Source organism: Streptomyces flavofungini (assembly GCF_014650815.1).
In the GTDB taxonomy this organism is placed as follows: domain Bacteria; phylum Actinomycetota; class Actinomycetes; order Streptomycetales; family Streptomycetaceae; genus Streptomyces; species Streptomyces flavofungini.
The window spans coordinates 74,461-90,208 of sequence record NZ_BMVR01000019.1 but is presented as its reverse complement, the minus strand read 5'-3'; the positions used below and the strand labels follow the sequence as shown (position 1 = coordinate 90,208).

The window sequence follows — 15,748 nt, the reverse complement described above, 5'->3', positions numbered from 1 at the left end:
CGCGAGCCTACTACCGACACACGCGCAACTCGAAGGCACGTCCGCATGCTTTTCAGCCGTGACGCGAAAGGGGCATCCATAGTTGTCCGCCCATTGGGGGAGATTGCCTCCCGCATGTGGCACCTGCCAGACGACCCCATCACCCGTACCAGTAGGCCCAGTTGGCCTGAACTGTTCGCTGCGTGGAACCGTTGGCACCGGATGGGGATCTCCTATCCGGGGGGATCCGAACGGCGGAGGCGGGAATCTTCCGCGTCGTTCATTCGTCGATCAGTACGAGAGCGGGTGCACGCGAGGACCGGGTGGTGTGGGTGCCGGGCGGCACGGGGGCGCAGGGGCAGGCGGGAGCGGGGCGGCGGACGGTTGCACGTCGGAGCCCTGGCGGCATGACGTAAAGCAGCGTAAAACGGGCAGCAAGGCGGAGAGTCGAACATGGGAACTCTCGATCGGCCGGCCGCGAGGCACGGGCAGTACAGCGGCAGGGGCAAGGCAGCGGGGGGAGGGACGAGTTGATGGGCACGACACAACGCCAACGGGCGTCCGGGAACGAGACGTCCGAGAAGTCGGAGAAGTCCGCGAGCGCCAGCGAGGCGGGCACGGGCACGGAGTTGACGGGGAAGCGCACAGGCGGGGCGACATCTGCCACGCGGCTCTCGGGGAGAAAGGGTGGCAGCGCCCGGAGCGGTGGGGCTAGAGCGGCCAAGGAACGAGTCGAACGCGAGCAGTCGGCTGAGCGGGGCGGGGGCGCGCGGACTCTGGGGCGGCGTGCGGCGTCCGGGACTTCGGACGGCCGCGAGTCTTCCGAGGCGGCGGAGCGGCGGCCTCCCAGCGAGACACTGCTCGACGAGGAGTACGCGGAGCGGCGGCCCTTGTGGGTCGACGAGCCCGCGCGTCGGCCGCGACTGCCCGACCCCGTCCGCAAGGCGGCCGTGCGGGCCGTGCTCATCGTGTCCTTGACCCTCATCCAGGCGATGACGGCGTTCTTCTGCGCGATGGCCGAATCCTGGTTGGCCTTCCCCATGGTGTTGAGCAGCGTCGCCAGCACGGTCGTGGCGACGTGGGCCGTGTGCGACGTCTGGGTGACCCGCCAGGTGTGGAACCAGCGCAATGGCGTGGTCTCGATGCCCAGCAGCACGGCACGCAGGCTGCGGCGTGAGCGGCGTCGCGCGCGCAGGCAGGCGCGCGTGACCGCCCGCACCAAGGAGGGCATACGGAGCCAGGCCGGGCAGGGGCAGTTGTCGCACTCCTGATCTCGGCGGGTCGGCGGGTCGGCGGGTCGGCGGGTCGGCGGGTCGGCGGGTCGGCGGGTCGGCGGGTCGGCGGGTCGGCGGGTCGGCGGGTCGGCGGGTCGGCGGCAACGATCGGGGATGGTCGGCGGTGGTCGGCGGTGATGCTCAGACCGTGGCTGTCCGCTGGGCCCGCAGTTCGCGTCGCGTCCTCATGAACGGGCGCGGGCAGTTGACCGCCAGCGCGGCTGCCACCCGGCCCGCGTGTTCGTACAGCGCCAGGAAACCGCCGTCGTCCGGGCTGCCCTCCGTGATCCGCACGGTGGCGTCGGCGGGGCGGTGTCCGGCGAACTGGATGCGGGAGCCGTACTGGTCGGACCAGAAGTACGGCAGCGCGGTGACGGTCTCCACGGTCTGGGCGGCGAGCAGGTTGCGTACGGCGACGCGGGGTTGCTCCGTCGCGCTCGTCCAGTGCTCGGCGCGGACTCCGCCCACGCGGGCGACGTCTCCCACGGCGACGACCTGCGGGAGAGAGGCGACGCAGCCGGCGTCACACAGGACGCCGTCGCCCACGGCGAGCGAAGTGCCGGAGAGCCAGCCGGTGTTGGGGGTGGCGCCGATGCCGACGACGACCACGTCGGCGGGCAGGATGCGGCCGTCGGACAGCTCTACGGCGGTGACGTGGCCGGGGTTTGCGGGGCCGCGACTCTCGGTCCTGGAGCTTCGGGTCCGGGAACTCCCCAGGGCGGTGGCGCCGGGCCGGTCGGTGGCACCCGATGGATCCGTGCCGCCGGGCTGGGCCGCGTCGCCGGACGAGTATGCGTCGCCGGACGGGTATGCGGGGGCCATGCGGTGCAGGCCCGCCACGCCCGTTCCGGTGAGCAGGCGGGCGCCGCCCTGTCGGTGCAGGTCGGCGCAGAACATGGCCATGTCCGGGCCGAGTTGGGGGATCAGGGGCAGCGGGGCGGCCTCGACGACGGTGACGTCGTGGCCCAGAGCGACGCACGACGACGCGGTTTCCGCGCCGATGAAGCCGCCGCCGATCACGACGACTCGGCGGGGGCCGCGGGTCAGGTCGGCGCGCAGGGCGCGGGCGTCGGCGAGCGTGCGTAGGGTGTGGACGCCTGCGGGCTGTGGGCCCGGCAGGCGGCGGGCCGACGCGCCGGTCGCGATGACGACGCCGTCGGTGACGACGGTGCGGCCGTCGTCGAGGAGGACGGCGCGGCCGTGTTGATCGAGGCCGGTCGCGTGGACGCCGAGGAGCCATTCGGCGGCCAGGTCGGTGATTTCCTCGGGGTCGGTGAGGGCGAGCTCGGGGTCGGTGAGGGCCAGCTGACTCTCGGGGGCGGACTCGTACGGCGCGTGGATTCCGGTGCCGGGAGCGGTACCAGTGGTGGGTGAGGTCCTGGTGGCGGGGCTGTGCTCCCTGTCTGGGCTCGCGCCGGTGCCCGTGGCGCTGGCCCCGGCGCTGTCCGTGACTGTGGGCGTGGACGCGGCCCTGTCCGTGTCCGTGAGGAAGGCCTTGGAGAGGGGTGGGCGGTCGTACGGCAGGTGGGGCTCGGCGCCGACGAGTACGAGGCGGCCGTCGAAGCCCTGGGCGCGCAGTTCGCGTGCCGCGTAGAGCCCGGCGAGGGAGGCGCCCACGACGGTGACGGTGTTCATGCGGCGGATCCCTCACCGGTCAACGAGCCTCGCCCGGGGCCGGAGGCGGCGAGTGCGGCGGGGGCGGACAGGGAGGCGGCGGCTGTGAGGGGAGCTGAGGCCGGGACGGGGGTTGCCGTCGGGTCGGCAAGGTGGACATGGATGGTTCCGTCGACCACGCTCACGCGGTGGGTGCGCACCGGGCGGCGGGCCGGAAGACACGTCGGCTCTCCGGTACGGAGATCGAATGAGGCGGCGTGCAGCGGGCATTCGACCAGACAGCCCTCCAGCCAACCCTCGGAGAGGGAGGCGTCCTGATGACTGCAGGTGTCGTCGACGGCGTACAGCGCGCCATCGGCGTTGAACACCGCGACAGGGGGTGTGGTGTCGAGACGGACGGACTCGCCCGCAGGGAGGTCTTCAAGGCGGCAGACGGGAATCACGGGCCCTCCTCTGGATCTGTCGGCCCGGTCCGGGACCGTTCGGGCCAAGGACTCTTCGGTAGCATGAAGTTTCATATGGCGCACCAGAGAGCGCTATGCGCAACAGAATCCGGTGGGATGCCCATCGCGTCAAGGGGCTCCCTGGGACGCGGCTCCGAGCGGCCGCCGAGTGGTGAGAGTTGAGATATGACCCGCACGCGGAAACAGCCTGGCCAGAACGAGGAGCCGCACCAGGAAGCAGCCCCGAAGGAGCGCCGGGAAGGGCGCGCGAAAGAACCCGAGAAGCCACGCGAGGCGCGCGAGCCGCAGTCCAAGGCGCCCGCCGGTTCCGTGCAGTCCGTGGACCGCGCGGTGAGCGTCCTGGAGATCCTCGCCCGACACGGCGAGGTCGGGGTCACGGAGATCGCCGACGAGCTGGGGGTGCACAAGTCGACGGCGTTCCGGCTGCTCGGCGTGCTGGAGAACCGAGGGCTCGTCGGGCAGGCGAAGGACCGCGGCAAGTACTTCCTGGGCGCGGGCGTCCTTCGTCTCGCCGGAGCGGCGGCCGTGCGGATGGACATCTCGCAGGAGGGCGGCCCGGTCTGCCGTGAGCTGGCGGACGAACTGGGCGAGACGGTCAACATCGCCGTCCTCGACGACGACGCCGCGGTCAACATCATGCAGGCCCGCGGCCCCGCGTCCGTGACCGCCCAGAACTGGCTCGGCCGGCGCACCCCGCTGCACGCCACCTCCAGCGGGAAGGTCCTGCTCGCGCACCTCCCGACGACCCTGCGCGAGGGCCAGATCGCCCGCACGCTGCCCCGCATCACCGAGCACACGGTGACCGGGACCGTGGCGCTGCGCCGCGACCTGGAGGCCGTCGTCCAGCAGGGATTCGCGATCGCGGTGGAGGAGCTCGAGGTGGGGCTGGCAGCCGTGGCGGCCCCGGTGCGGGCGCACGACGGCAAGGTCATCGGGGCGCTGAGTGCCTCCGGGCCGGTGTATCGGCTGACGGAGGACCGGCTCACCGAGCTGGCCAAGCGCACGGTCGCGGCGGCGGTGGAGCTGTCGCGGCGGATGGGGTACGGCTTCTGAGAGCCGCGGGGACGGGGGCCGCGTAGGGGCGCGGCCCGCCCCCGGCCGGCCCGCGGTCCGGCGCGCGCCCCGGCCGCCCTCCTTGGCGCCCCGCCTCAAGGCGCCCCGGCGTCCCCGCGCCCGTAGACCGGGCGCCACACACCTCACCGCCCCTCCTCGCCGGGCGGCCTGCCCGGTGCCTCGCCGAGCTGCCTTTTCGACGCTCCACGGAGCCCACCGAACCCCGCACCCCAGGCGGCACCCAGGCACGCCCCCAGCGCGCGGAATCAAACCTTCCCGGCCCGCGCCCCCTTGCCCGCCGACCCCGTTTCGCGACACCCAAAGCGTTTTGCCGAGGGTTGCCTCCGGCCTCTTGACGGCTCCTTGATGTCGCTCTCACGATGTCTCTCATAGCGCAACCGATCGTGGAGTACGCAACAAGACGACCCGAGTCGAGGAGCCTGGCCGTGCCACACGAGGTCCGTGGCGTCGTCGCCGCGAAGAAGGGCGCACCCGTCGAGGTGCAGACGATCGTCGTGCCGGATCCCGGACCGGGAGAGGCACTTGTCTCCGTGCAGGCCTGCGGGGTCTGCCACACCGATCTGCACTACCGGGAAGGCGCGATCTCCGACGACTTCCCGTTTCTGCTCGGCCACGAGGCCGCCGGTACCGTCGAGGCGGTCGGCGCCGACGCCGGGGGCCTGGTGCCCGGCGACTACGTGGTCATCGCCTGGCGCGCGCCCTGCGGAACGTGCCGCTCCTGCCTGCGCGGACGCCCCTGGTACTGCTTCGGCTCGCGCAACGCGGCACAGCCCATGACGCTGCTCGACGGCACTCCCCTCAGCGCCGCGCTCGGCATCGGCGCCTTCGCCGAGAAGACGCTCGTCGCAGCGGGCCAGGCCGTGAAGGTCGACCCGGCGGCCCGGCCGGAGGCGGCGGGCCTGATCGGCTGCGGCGTGATGGCCGGGTACGGGGCCGCCGTGAACACGGGGAACGTCGGCCGCGGCGACACGGTCGCCGTCATCGGCTGCGGCGGTGTCGGCTGCGCCGCGATCGCCGGGGCCTCGCTCGCCGGGGCGCGGCGCGTGATCGCCGTCGACGTCGACGACGCCAAGCTCGACGGAGCCACCCGCTTCGGGGCCACCCACACCGTCAACTCCCGGGGCACCGACCCCGTCGAGGCGGTGCGCGGGCTGACCGGCGGCTTCGGCGTCGACGTCGCCATCGACGCGGTCGGGGTCCCCGAGACGTACCAGCAGGCCTTCTACATGCGCGACCACGCGGGCGTGCTCGTCCAGGTCGGAGTGCCCGACCCGGCGATGGCCGTCGAGCTGCCGCTGATCGACCTGTTCTCGCGTGGCGGCGCCCTCAAGTCCTCGTGGTACGGCGACTGTCTGCCCACGCGGGACTTCCCTCTGCTCGTCGACCAGTACCTCAGCCGCAGGCTCGACCTCGGCGCCTTCGTGACGGAGAAGATCGCCCTCGACGAGGTCGAGGAGGCGTTCGCCAGGATGCAGCGCGGCGAGGTGCTGCGATCGGTGGTGGTCCTGTGACCGGCGTACGACACGACCCGCACTCCCCCGAAGTGCGCGGTGACACCCCGAGGCGAGGCGCCCTCCCCACCCACGCGCCAGCTCCAGCGCAAGCGCCAGCCACGACGCCCGCACCCGCACCCGCACCCGCACCCGCACCCGCACCCGCACCCAGCGAAAGCGAAACGCCCACCCCCCGAGTCGTCATCATCGGCGCCGGAATCGTCGGCTGCTCCCTCGCCGACGAGTTGACCGCCCGCGGCTGGACCGACGTCACCGTTCTCGAGCAGGGCCCGCTCCCCGCCCCGGGCGGTTCCACCTCGCACGCACCCGGGCTCGTCTTCCAGACCAGCCCGTCCAAGACACTCAGCGAGTTCGCCGCCTACACCGTGCGGAAGTTCGGCGAGCTCACCGTGGACGGGCTCTCCTGCTTCAACCCGGTCGGCGGCCTGGAGCTGGCCACCACGCCGGAGCGCTGGGCGGACCTGCACCGCAAGGCGGGCCTCGCCGCATCCTGGGGCATCCGCGCCGAACTGGTCGACGCCGCGCGCTGCAAGGAGTTGTGGCCACTGCTCGACATCGGCCAGGTGCTCGGTGGCCTGCACACACCCGATGACGGCCTGGCCCACGCCGTCCTCGCCTGCCGTGCACAGCTCGGCCGGGCGACCGGCCGCGGCGCCCGCTTCCTGGAGCGGCACACCGTCACCGGTATCGAGCGTGCGGAGGGCCGTGTCACCGGCGTAGTCACCGACCGCGGCACCTTCCCGGCCGACCACGTCGTTTCGGCTGCGGGCTTCTGGGGGCCGGTGATCGGCCGGATGGCGGGCGTCGACGTACCGCTGCAGCCGCTCGCCCACCAGTACGCGCGGACCCTCCCCCTGCCGGAACTCGCAGGCCTCAACGACCCACGGACCGAGGCGTCCCGTCCCATCCTCCGTTTCCAGGACCGCGACCTGTACTTCCGCGAGCACACGGACCGCATCGGCATCGGCTCGTACGCCCATCGCCCGCTGCCCGTCGACCCGTTCGCCGTGCCCGCGTACGACGACGCGACGGCCCGCGGTCTGGTCATGCCGTCCTCGTACCCGTTCACCGAAGAGGACTTCGCGCCGAGCTGGCAGGACTGCTGCGGGCTGCTGCCCGCGCTCAAGGAGTCGGCTGTCGATGAGGGCTTCAACGGTGTCTTCTCCTTCACTCCGGACGGTATGCCGCTGCTCGGTGAGGCCCCGGCGCTGCGCGGCTTCTGGCTCGCCGAGGCCGTGTGGGTCACGCACTCCGCGGGCGTGGCGAAGGCCGTCGCCGAGTGGATGGTCGACGGCAGGCCCGCCACCGACGTGCACGACTGCGACCTGACCCGCTTCGAGGACGCCCAGCGCTCCCCCGCGTACGTCGCCGAGCGCGGCGCCCGGCAGTTCGTCGAGGTCTACGACGTCATCCATCCGCTGCAGCCCCTGGACGAGCCGCGCCCCCTGCGGGTCAGCCCGTTCCACGCCCGGCAGCAGGAGTTGGGCGCGGTGTTCCTGGAGGGCGGCGGCTGGGAGCGGCCCCACTGGTACGAGGCCAACGCCGCGCTCGCCGCCGAGGTGGACGTGCCCGAGCGGGACGCCTGGTCCGGCCGGTACTGGTCGCCGGTCGCCGCCGCGGAGGCGCGCGCCACCCGCGAGCGGGTCGCCCTGTACGACATGACGCCGCTGCGCCGTCTGGAGGTCACCGGCCCCGGAGCCCTCGGCTTCCTTCAGCGCATGACCACCAACAACGTTCGCAAGAAGCCTGGTTCGGTCACCTACACCCTCCTTCTCGACGAGGCGGGCGGCATCCGCTCCGACCTGACCGTGGCACGGCTCGCCCCCGGCCGCTTCCAGGTCGGCGCCAACTCCCCTGCCGATCTCACGTGGCTACAGTCGCACGCGCCCGACGACGTCCACATCAGGGAGATCACCCAGGGGACGTGCTGCGTCGGCGTCTGGGGGCCGCTGGCCCGCGCCCTGGTCCAGCCGCTGACCCGCGACGACTTCTCGCACGAGGCCTTCGGCTACTTCAAGGCACGCGAGACCCACCTCGGCCAGGTGCCGGTGGCGGCGCTGCGCCTGAGCTACGTGGGCGAGTTGGGTTGGGAGCTGTACACCAGCGCCGACCTGGGACTTCGCCTTTGGGACACGCTGTGGGAGGCGGGGCGGGAGCTGGGTGTCGTCGCCGCCGGGCGCAGCGCTTTCAACAGCCTGCGCCTGGAGAAGGGCTACCGCGCCTGGGGCCAGGACATGACCGCCGAACACGACCCTTACGAGGCGGGCGTCGGCTTCGCCGTCCGCATGGACAAGGGCGACTTCGTGGGCCGCGCGGCCCTGGAGCGGCGCGGCCCCCTCACCCGCAAGCTCACCGCGCTCCTCCTGGACGATCCCGCGGTCGTCGTCCTCGGCAAGGAACCGGTGTTCGCGGCCCCGGGCGACACCGCGCCCGCCGGATACGTCACCAGCGCCGCGTACGGCTACACGCTGGGCCGCTGCGTCGCGTACGCCTGGCTGCCGCCGCTGGCCGCCGGTACGAGCACGCACATCGAGTACTTCGGCGAGAAGGTCTCCGCGACCGTCACCGACGAACCGCTCTTCGACCCCGAGATGACCCGGATCCGGAGGTGACCGACGTGTCCCCGACCACTCCCAGCTACGACGTGATCGTGATCGGCCTGGGCGGCATGGGCAGCGCCGCCGCCCACCACCTGTCCGCGCGCGGTGCCCGCGTCCTCGGCCTGGAGAAGTTCGGCCCCGTGCACCAGCGGGGCTCCAGCCACGGCGGCTCCCGGGTCACGCGGCAGTCGTACTTCGAGGACCCCGCGTACGTACCGCTGCTGCTGCGCGCGTACGAGCTCTACGAAAAGCTCGAACAGGACACCGGCCGTGAGATCGCCACCCTGTGCGGCGGTGTGATGGTCGGCCGTCCGGACGGGAAGGTGGTCTCCGGAGCGCGCCTTTCCGCCGAGACCTGGGGGCTTCCGCACGAGATGCTGGACGCCCAGGAGATCCGCCGCCGCTTCCCGACGCTCACGCCGCGCGACGACGAGGTGGCGCTGTACGAGGAGCGCGCGGGTCTCGTCCGGCCGGAGCACACGGTCGCCGCGCATCTGCAGCTCGCCACCCGCCAGGGCGCCGACCTGCACTTCGAGGAGCCGGTGACGCGCTGGGAGCCGTACCGGGACGGGGTGCGCGTACACACCCCCGACGACACGTACACCGCGGGCCAGTTGGTGATCTGTCCGGGCGCGTGGGCGCCGGGGCTGCTCGCGGACCTGGGGGTGCCGTTCACCATCGAGCGGCAGATCATGTACTGGTTCCAACCGACGGGCGGCGTCGGCCCGTTTCTGCCGGAGCACCATCCGATCTACGTCTGGGAGGACCAGGCGGGTGTCCAGGCCTACGGGTTCCCGTCGATCGACGGCCCCGACCTCGGGGTGAAGGTCGCGTACTTCCGGAACGGCAGTGTGTGCACTCCGGAGACCATCGACCGCACGGTCCATCCGCACGAGGTCGCGGCGATGGCCGGCCACATGGCGCGGCACATCCCGCTGCTCCCCGGGCGCCTCCTGAAGGCCGCCACCTGCATGTACACGACGACGCCCGACGAGCACTTCGTCATCACGCGGCATCCGGCTCACCCGGAGTCGGTGACGGTGGCCTGTGGCTTCTCCGGGCACGGCTTCAAGTTCGTGCCGGTGGTCGGCGAGATCGTCGCCGACCTGGCGCTCGACGGCACCACGCAGCACCCCATCGAGCTGTTCGACCCCCGCCGGATCACCGGCCCGCTGGATCCGGCGCCCGCCACGGCGCCGGTCTGACCCGGCCCGCGCCCCTGGGGCGCCCGTCAGAGCGAACCGCGCCCGCCGCGGCGCCCGTCTGAGGAGTACGGACGTGACGACAGAGGTCTCCGCGAGCCTCATCGCGACGCTGCCCGGCCACTACTACACCGACCCCGACGTCTTCCTCCAGGAACAGGAGCGCCTGTTCGAGGCCCTGTGGTGCTGTGCCGTGCGCGCCGCCGACCTCGACCGCCCGGGCGCGTACCGCACCGTCCAGGTCGGCCGTGAGAGCGTCCTGATCACCCGTGCCCGCGACGGCGGCCTGCGCGCCTTCCTGAACGTGTGCCGCCACCGTGGCGCCCGCCTGTGCGCGGACGAGGCGGGCCAGGTCCGGCGCAGCCTCCAGTGCCCGTACCACGCCTGGACGTACGACCTGGACGGTCGTCTGATCGCGGCGCCGAACCTGACGCGGATGCCCGACGTCGACCGCACCGCGTACGGCCTGGTCGAGGTCGCGCTGCGGGAGTGGCTTGGCTACGCCTGGGTGTGCCTGGCCGATTCGCCGCCGTCCTTCGAGGACACGGTCATCGGCGAGGCCAGGGAACGCCTGGGTGACCCGGCGTCCATCGAGCGGTACCGCACCCAGGACCTGGCGCTCGGCCACCGTGTCCGCTACGAGGTGCGCGCCAACTGGAAGTTGATCGTCGAGAACTTCATGGAGTGCTACCACTGCGCGACCATCCATCCCGAGCTGACGGATGTCCTGCCGGAGTTCGCCGACGGCTTCGCGGCGCAGTACTACGTAGGACACGGTGCCGCCTTCGGGGATGACGTCAGCGGATTCACAGTGGACGGTTCACCGGGTTTCGGGCGGCTGCCGGATGTCTCCGAGGACCAGGACCGCCGCTATTACGCGATCACCGTCAAACCGGCCGTGTTCGTCAACCTCGTCCCGGACCACGTGATCCTGCACCGCATGTTCCCGCTGGCCGTGGACCGCACGGTGGTCGAGTGCGACTGGCTGTACGCACCCGACGTCGTCGCCGCCGGAGCGGACCTGTCGAAGTCCGTCGAGCTGTTCCACCGGGTCAACGAGCAGGACTTCGCAGCATGCGAGCGCACGCAGCCCGCGATGGGCTCACGCGCGTACCGGCAGGGCGGTGTCCTGGTGCCGACCGAGCATCACATCGGCGCGTTCCACGACTGGCTCATCCAGCGGCTGGCTTCTTGAACATCCGTGTCGCCGTGATCTCCCCGTGCACCGTCTCCCCGGCCGGGGCCTGCTGCTCCTGAGGCAGGCCCGGCCGCAGGTGCTCCTCGACGCTGATGTACTTCAGGCCCGCGCGCAGGTCCGCGTCGTTGCGCAACCGGATGACCAGCGGGAACTCCGCGAGTGCCGTCGTGTCGAACAAGCCGGTGGTGTACAGCAGCTGGACGCCGAGGGCGTCCGACACGGCGCGCTGGAGCTCCAGGAGGTACGTGGCGTTGGCGCGGCCGATCGGGTTGTCGAGGAACAGCGTGCCCGCGTGCCGGTGCTTGTCGCGGCCCCGGTCGTTCGAGCGCAGGGCCGCCATCGTGCAGTACAGGGCGATGGCGGCCGTCAGAAGCTGGCCTCCGGAGAACACGTCGCCCATCTGCCCGACCGGGACTCGCTCGGCGCGCAGGACGGCGTCCGGCTTGAGGATCTCCACGGCGATGCCGCGCGGTTCGAGGGCGGCCTGAACTCCCCTGAGCAGCAGCGACATGCCGTCCCTGCGCAGGTCGGAGTTCTTCTTCACGGCCGCGCGCGTGGCCTCGTCGATGACCTCGCCGAGGCGCTCGGTGAGCGTCGCCTGGTCGGGCTCGTCGAAACGGACGCGCAGGAACTCCTGGCCGGACCACTCCCCCAGGCCCTCGGGCAGCCGGGAGAGGCGCTGGGCGGAGCGGAGCGTGGCGAGCGCCGACTCGACCAGGCCGCGCAGGCGGTCGACGATGCTGTCGCGGTTGCGCTCCAGCTGTTCCAGCTCGTCGGTGAGCACGCGCAGGCGGGGCGCGAAGGCGTCGGCCCACTTCTTGGCGTGCTCGGGCAGGGCGGAGGCGGGCAGTTCGCGGATCTGCTGGCGGGCGGGGGTGCGGACCTGCTCGTACCGGGTGGAGTTGGCGTGCCGGACCAGCACGTCGCTGGCCTCGCGGACGGCCGACTCGGCGGCGGACAGGTCGGCGGCGCAGCCGCGCAGCGAGCGGCGGGCCTCGGCGGCGGCCTGGCGGGCCTCCTCCAGGGTGCCGGGGTAGGGCGCGGGCCGCTCTTCGTCCTCGGTGTCGTGGTGCTCGCGCAGCAGGTCGCGCAGGAGCGCCGACGTCTCGTCGAACCCGCCGGCCGCGTCCTCCGTGGCGCGGTGGGTGTGCAGGAGCGCGGCGTGCGCCTCCTTGGCCCGGCCCAAGGCCTCCGTGTGGGTGGCCAGTTCGGTCGTGGCCGTGCGCAGCAGCGTCTGGGCCTGCTCGGCGTCGGCGGGCACGAGCTCTTCGGGGAGCTCGGTGTGCGCATCGCCGTCCTCGGGGGCGTGCCGCTCGGCCTCACCGCGCAGTCGGCCGAGCTGTTCGCTTGCGGTGGAGGCGCGCGACTCGATGAGCTGGACCTGGGCCTCCGCGCGGGCGGCGGCGGCCTGCCGGGAGGGCCCGTCCGCGCCGTCGGTGCCTTCGAGGAGCTGGGCCGCGCGGGTGCGCACCTTGTTGCTGAGCCGGTCCAGCTCGGCGAGCGCGGCGCTCTCGTCGCTCTCCGCGCGGGCCTGTTCGGCGCGCAGGTCGGCGCCGACGCCGACCTTCTCGTAGAGCTGCGAGGCCGCGCGGTACGCCTCGCGGAGGGCGGGCAGCGAGGTCTTGGGGGCGCCCTGGTCCAGCGGTACGTCCTCGGGGGCGCCCGCGATCTCGGCGCGCTCGGCACGCAGGGCACGCCCGGTGCGGCGGGCGTCGTCGGCGGCGCGCTGGGCGGCGCGGCGGTCCTCGTCGGCGGCGCGGGCGCGGTCCAGGCAGGACTGGGCGCGGGCCTCCGACTCCACGGCGTCGTCGGCCAGTTCGCGCAGCTTGGTCTGCCAGCCCGCGCGCTCGCGCAGCCGGAACGCGAGCCCGGCGAGCGCGTCGGCGGCGCGGCGGGCGCGCTGGGCGCCCTCCTGGCGTTCGTCACGCACGCGTGCGGCGTCGGCCGCGGCCTCGTCGGCCTCGGCGCGTGCGGTGCGAGCCTCGGCCAGCTCGGCCTCCGCCTCCTCCGCGAACGCGCGCGCGTCCCGGGCGGCGGTGGCCAGCTCGGCGAGGCGTCCCGCGGGGCAGCCGGAGCGCCAGGAGGCGAGCCGCGCGGCCAGCTCCCGGTCCTTGGCCAGGCGCAGGGCGAGCGTACGGATCTCGTCGTCACGCCGGTTGGTGCGCGCCCGCAGGGCCTGCCGCTCCTCATCGGCGGCGTGCTCGTCGTGCATGGCGGGGTTCGGCGGTACGAGGAAGACGGCACCGGAGTCCTCGGCGGCGCCGTCGGCGTGTGGCACCGGGGCGAGGAGGGCTGCGGCGGTGCCGACGGCGACCGTGGAGCGCGGCAGCAGCGCGGCGCCGGTGAGCGCTTCGCGCGCGCGGGCGTGCGTGTCCGGGTCGGTGATGACGACGCCGTCGACCAGTTCAGGGCGGGCGGCGAGCACGCGCGCGTGGTCCGCCGGGTCGACGGCCTGGGCCAGATAACGCCATCCCGGGAGGGCCGGAATGCCGTGCTCGCCGAGGAACTCGACGGTGGCGAGGACGTCCGGCCCTGGCGGCAGAAGGCCCCCGTCGCCGAGCGCGCCGAGGATGCGGGAGTCGTCGGCGGCGGCGGTCCGCAGCTCGAACAACTGCCGTTCGGCGGCGGCCACTCCGTCGTCGAGGAGGGTCTTCAGGTCGTCGGCGCTGCGGTCCAGCTCGGCGGAGGTGAGGCCGGGGGCGACGGGGGCAGCGAGGGCCTGCGCGGAGGTGGTCGTGGCGGCGTCGCCCGGGGTGGTGCCGTGGTGGGCCTCGGGGCCCGTGCCTCCGCCCTGGGCGACGTGGTCGCCGTGCGCCCCCTGGGCGCCGCGCGCACCCCCGGCGGCGGCTCCCGAAGGCTCCCCCGCCCCGTCAACGGCGCCCCCGTCCGCTCCTGTCCCGGCCCCGGCGTGCCGCGGCTGTGGCACCCCACCGCGCCCGCTCGCGTCGGACCCGCCCGGCAGCCCCAGGAGTTCGGCGAGGCGCTCGTCCTGCGCGAGGGAGTCGGCGGTGCGGCTCTCCGCGTCGTGCGCCTGCTCGGCGGCCGTCGCCGCGTCCTCCGCGCGGGCCGCGGTCAGCTCGGCGCGGGCCTCGGCCGCGGCGGCCTCCTTGGCCTGGTCGGCGGCCCGGCGGGCGGACTCGCGGGCCTCGTCCCAGGCGGTGACTGCTGTCTTCTCGGCGTCGCTGGCGGCGAGTGCGGCGCGGGCCGGGTCGGCGTCGGGCGTGCTGTCGTCGAGCCAGCCCGCGCGGACCGCCTCGGCGGTCTCCTGCTCGACCTCGCTGAGGCGCTGGCGCAGGTGTCCGGCCTCGCTGCGGGCGCGCTGCGCCTCGGTCGCGGCGGTGGTGGCGTCGCGGTGCGAGACCTCGCCGGTCTCCTGGAGGGCGGCGGAGCGCTCCTCCTCTTCGTTGGCGAGGGATTCCGCGCCCTCGGCCGCGGTGTGCAGGGCGCGGACGAGGTCGGCGGCGGCCTTCGCGCGGGCGGCGAGCGCGGGGGCGGCGTCCCGCTCGGCCTCGCGGATCGCGACGGCCACGCGCGCGGAGCGGTCGGCGGCGGCACGGTGGCGCAGGACGGCCTCGGCGGCCTGCCACGCGGAGTGCAGAGTGCGCGCGTCGGCGAGCTCGCGACGCTGGGCGGCGGCGGCCTTCTCGGCGACGGTGAGGGCCAGCGAGGCGTGCCGGTAGGCGAGTTCGGCGGCGATCAGCGCGGAGCGGCCGCGGGCCTGCTCGGCGGCGGTGACGGTGTGCGCGGCGGCGGTGACCTGCTCGGCCAGTTCGGCGGCACGGCCGCGCTCCTCGACGGCGCGGGCGGAGAGGCGCCGGGCGAGGGTGCGGGTGCGGCGTTCCGCGCCCGCGTGCACGTCACGCGCGCGTGCCCGGGTGTCCGCGGCGTCGACGATGCGGCCGAGCAGGTCCACGGAGCCCGCGGTGAAGTCGCGTTCGGCGATCAGCTCGGCGCGACGGCCGAGCTTGTTGCCGAAGCCGTGCACGAGGTCGGCGAGGCCGTCGGTGTCCCGGGTGTCGGTGACGGCGCGCAGCAGCAGGTCGGTGAAGTCGGAGTCCTTCTTGACGGCGAAGAGGCCGGCGGCCTCTCCCTCGTCGGCGTTCATCTCGCGCTGGTAGCGGAACAGTTCGGGGTCCAGGCCGAGGTCCCCGAGGTGTTCGTTCCAGCGGTCGTGGATCTCCTCCCAGTGCACTTCGAGGTGCGGGTATGCCTTCGTGGCCTCCATGACGGCGTCCCGGAAGCCCTTCATGGTGCGCCGCCGCCCCTGTGCGCCGGACGCGCCCTCCACGGAGGGGCGTACGGCGGTGGCCTCGGCGACCGGCAGCGAGTCCAGGCTGAGCCCGGGACCGGGCCGGAAGGAGTACCAGGCCTCCGCGAACTTCCGCGGGTCGTTGGAGACCTGCCGTCCGCGCCACTCGCTCACCTTGCCGACGACGAGGCTCTCACCGGTGAGGGTGTGCTGCCACTCCAGGGCGACGTGTCCGCAGTCGTCGGCCAGGAGGAACTTGCGCAGCACGCCGGAACTGGCGCCGCCCAGCGTGTTCCGGTGGCCCGGCAACATCACCGAGAAGATCAGCTTGAGCAGCACGGACTTGCCGCCGCCGTTCTCCAGGAAGAGCACGCCGGCGGGCGCCGGGCGGCGCGGCGGCCCGACGGGCTCCTCCTCGAAGAACTCCGCCTGCGCGGGCGCGGGGTCGGGCACCACGTCGCCGACACCGCGCAGGTCCAGCACGGTGTCGGCGTAGCGCGCACCGGCAGGGCCGATGGAGTAGAGGCGGACCCGGGACAGCTCGTACATGGCGGCGGACTCTCGTCGTAAGTCGTGCGGG

9 protein-coding genes are annotated in these 15,748 nt (G+C 73.5%); 6 read left to right on the top strand and 3 right to left on the bottom strand.

What is annotated here, in order from left to right; translation table 11 throughout:
• Window positions 1-512 precede the first annotated feature (512 nt).
• On the top strand, window positions 513-1,250 hold the full coding sequence (locus IE274_RS39820) for a hypothetical protein (RefSeq protein ID WP_229910009.1): 738 nt from the start codon (window positions 513-515) through the stop codon (window positions 1,248-1,250).
• A 144-nt stretch (window positions 1,251-1,394) separates the two neighbouring features.
• Here the strand turns inward: IE274_RS39820 and IE274_RS35210 are convergent, their stop codons facing one another.
• Window positions 1,395-2,888 (bottom strand): NAD(P)/FAD-dependent oxidoreductase, encoded by a 1,494-nt coding sequence (locus IE274_RS35210; RefSeq protein ID WP_190120004.1) that lies wholly within the window; start codon window positions 2,886-2,888, stop codon window positions 1,395-1,397.
• Complete coding sequence (locus IE274_RS35205; RefSeq protein WP_190120003.1) at window positions 2,885-3,310, bottom strand: bifunctional 3-phenylpropionate/cinnamic acid dioxygenase ferredoxin subunit; 426 nt, start codon at window positions 3,308-3,310, stop codon at window positions 2,885-2,887. Before IE274_RS35205 ends, IE274_RS35210 begins: the two co-directional genes overlap by 4 nt.
• Before the next feature lie 330 nt (window positions 3,311-3,640).
• On the opposite strand from IE274_RS35205, the gene IE274_RS35200 reads away from it, so the two are divergent.
• The 5 genes from IE274_RS35200 to IE274_RS35180 all read left to right on the top strand — a co-directional run bounded on the left by IE274_RS35200 (window position 3,641) and on the right by IE274_RS35180 (window position 10,916).
• Complete coding sequence (locus IE274_RS35200; protein ID WP_190120027.1) at window positions 3,641-4,384, top strand: IclR family transcriptional regulator; 744 nt, start codon at window positions 3,641-3,643, stop codon at window positions 4,382-4,384.
• Window positions 4,385-4,830: 446 nt separating this feature from the next.
• Window positions 4,831-5,916 (top strand): S-(hydroxymethyl)mycothiol dehydrogenase, encoded by a 1,086-nt coding sequence (locus IE274_RS35195; RefSeq protein ID WP_190120002.1) that lies wholly within the window; start codon window positions 4,831-4,833, stop codon window positions 5,914-5,916.
• 185 nt (window positions 5,917-6,101) lie between these two features.
• Window positions 6,102-8,531 carry a GcvT family protein gene (locus IE274_RS35190; RefSeq protein ID WP_190120026.1) on the top strand — a complete coding sequence of 810 codons (2,430 nt, stop codon included), beginning with the start codon at window positions 6,102-6,104 and terminating at the stop codon, window positions 8,529-8,531.
• A gap of 5 nt (window positions 8,532-8,536) precedes the next feature.
• A complete protein-coding gene (gene solA, locus IE274_RS35185; protein ID WP_190120001.1) occupies window positions 8,537-9,724 on the top strand; it encodes an N-methyl-L-tryptophan oxidase in 1,188 nt (395 codons plus the stop codon).
• 73 nt (window positions 9,725-9,797) lie between these two features.
• Window positions 9,798-10,916, top strand: coding sequence for an aromatic ring-hydroxylating oxygenase subunit alpha (locus IE274_RS35180; protein WP_229910007.1), 1,119 nt, complete (start codon window positions 9,798-9,800; stop codon window positions 10,914-10,916).
• Here the strand turns inward: IE274_RS35180 and IE274_RS35175 are convergent.
• Window positions 10,894-15,717: a hypothetical protein gene (locus IE274_RS35175; protein WP_190120000.1), complete on the bottom strand. Its 4,824-nt coding sequence runs from the start codon at window positions 15,715-15,717 to the stop codon at window positions 10,894-10,896. The two genes, IE274_RS35180 and IE274_RS35175, sit on opposite strands and share 23 nt — an antisense overlap.
• Window positions 15,718-15,748 lie beyond the last annotated feature (31 nt).

What these genes read in the sequence shown, in the direction of transcription:
- IE274_RS39820 (WP_229910009.1), top strand. Translation starts at nt 513, where the DNA reads ATGGGCACGACACAACGCCAACGGGCGTCCGGGAACGAGACGTCCGAG.
- IE274_RS35210 (WP_190120004.1), bottom strand. Translation starts at nt 2,888, where the DNA reads ATGAACACCGTCACCGTCGTGGGCGCCTCCCTCGCCGGGCTCTACGCG.
- IE274_RS35175 (WP_190120000.1), bottom strand. Translation starts at nt 15,717, where the DNA reads ATGTACGAGCTGTCCCGGGTCCGCCTCTACTCCATCGGCCCTGCCGGT.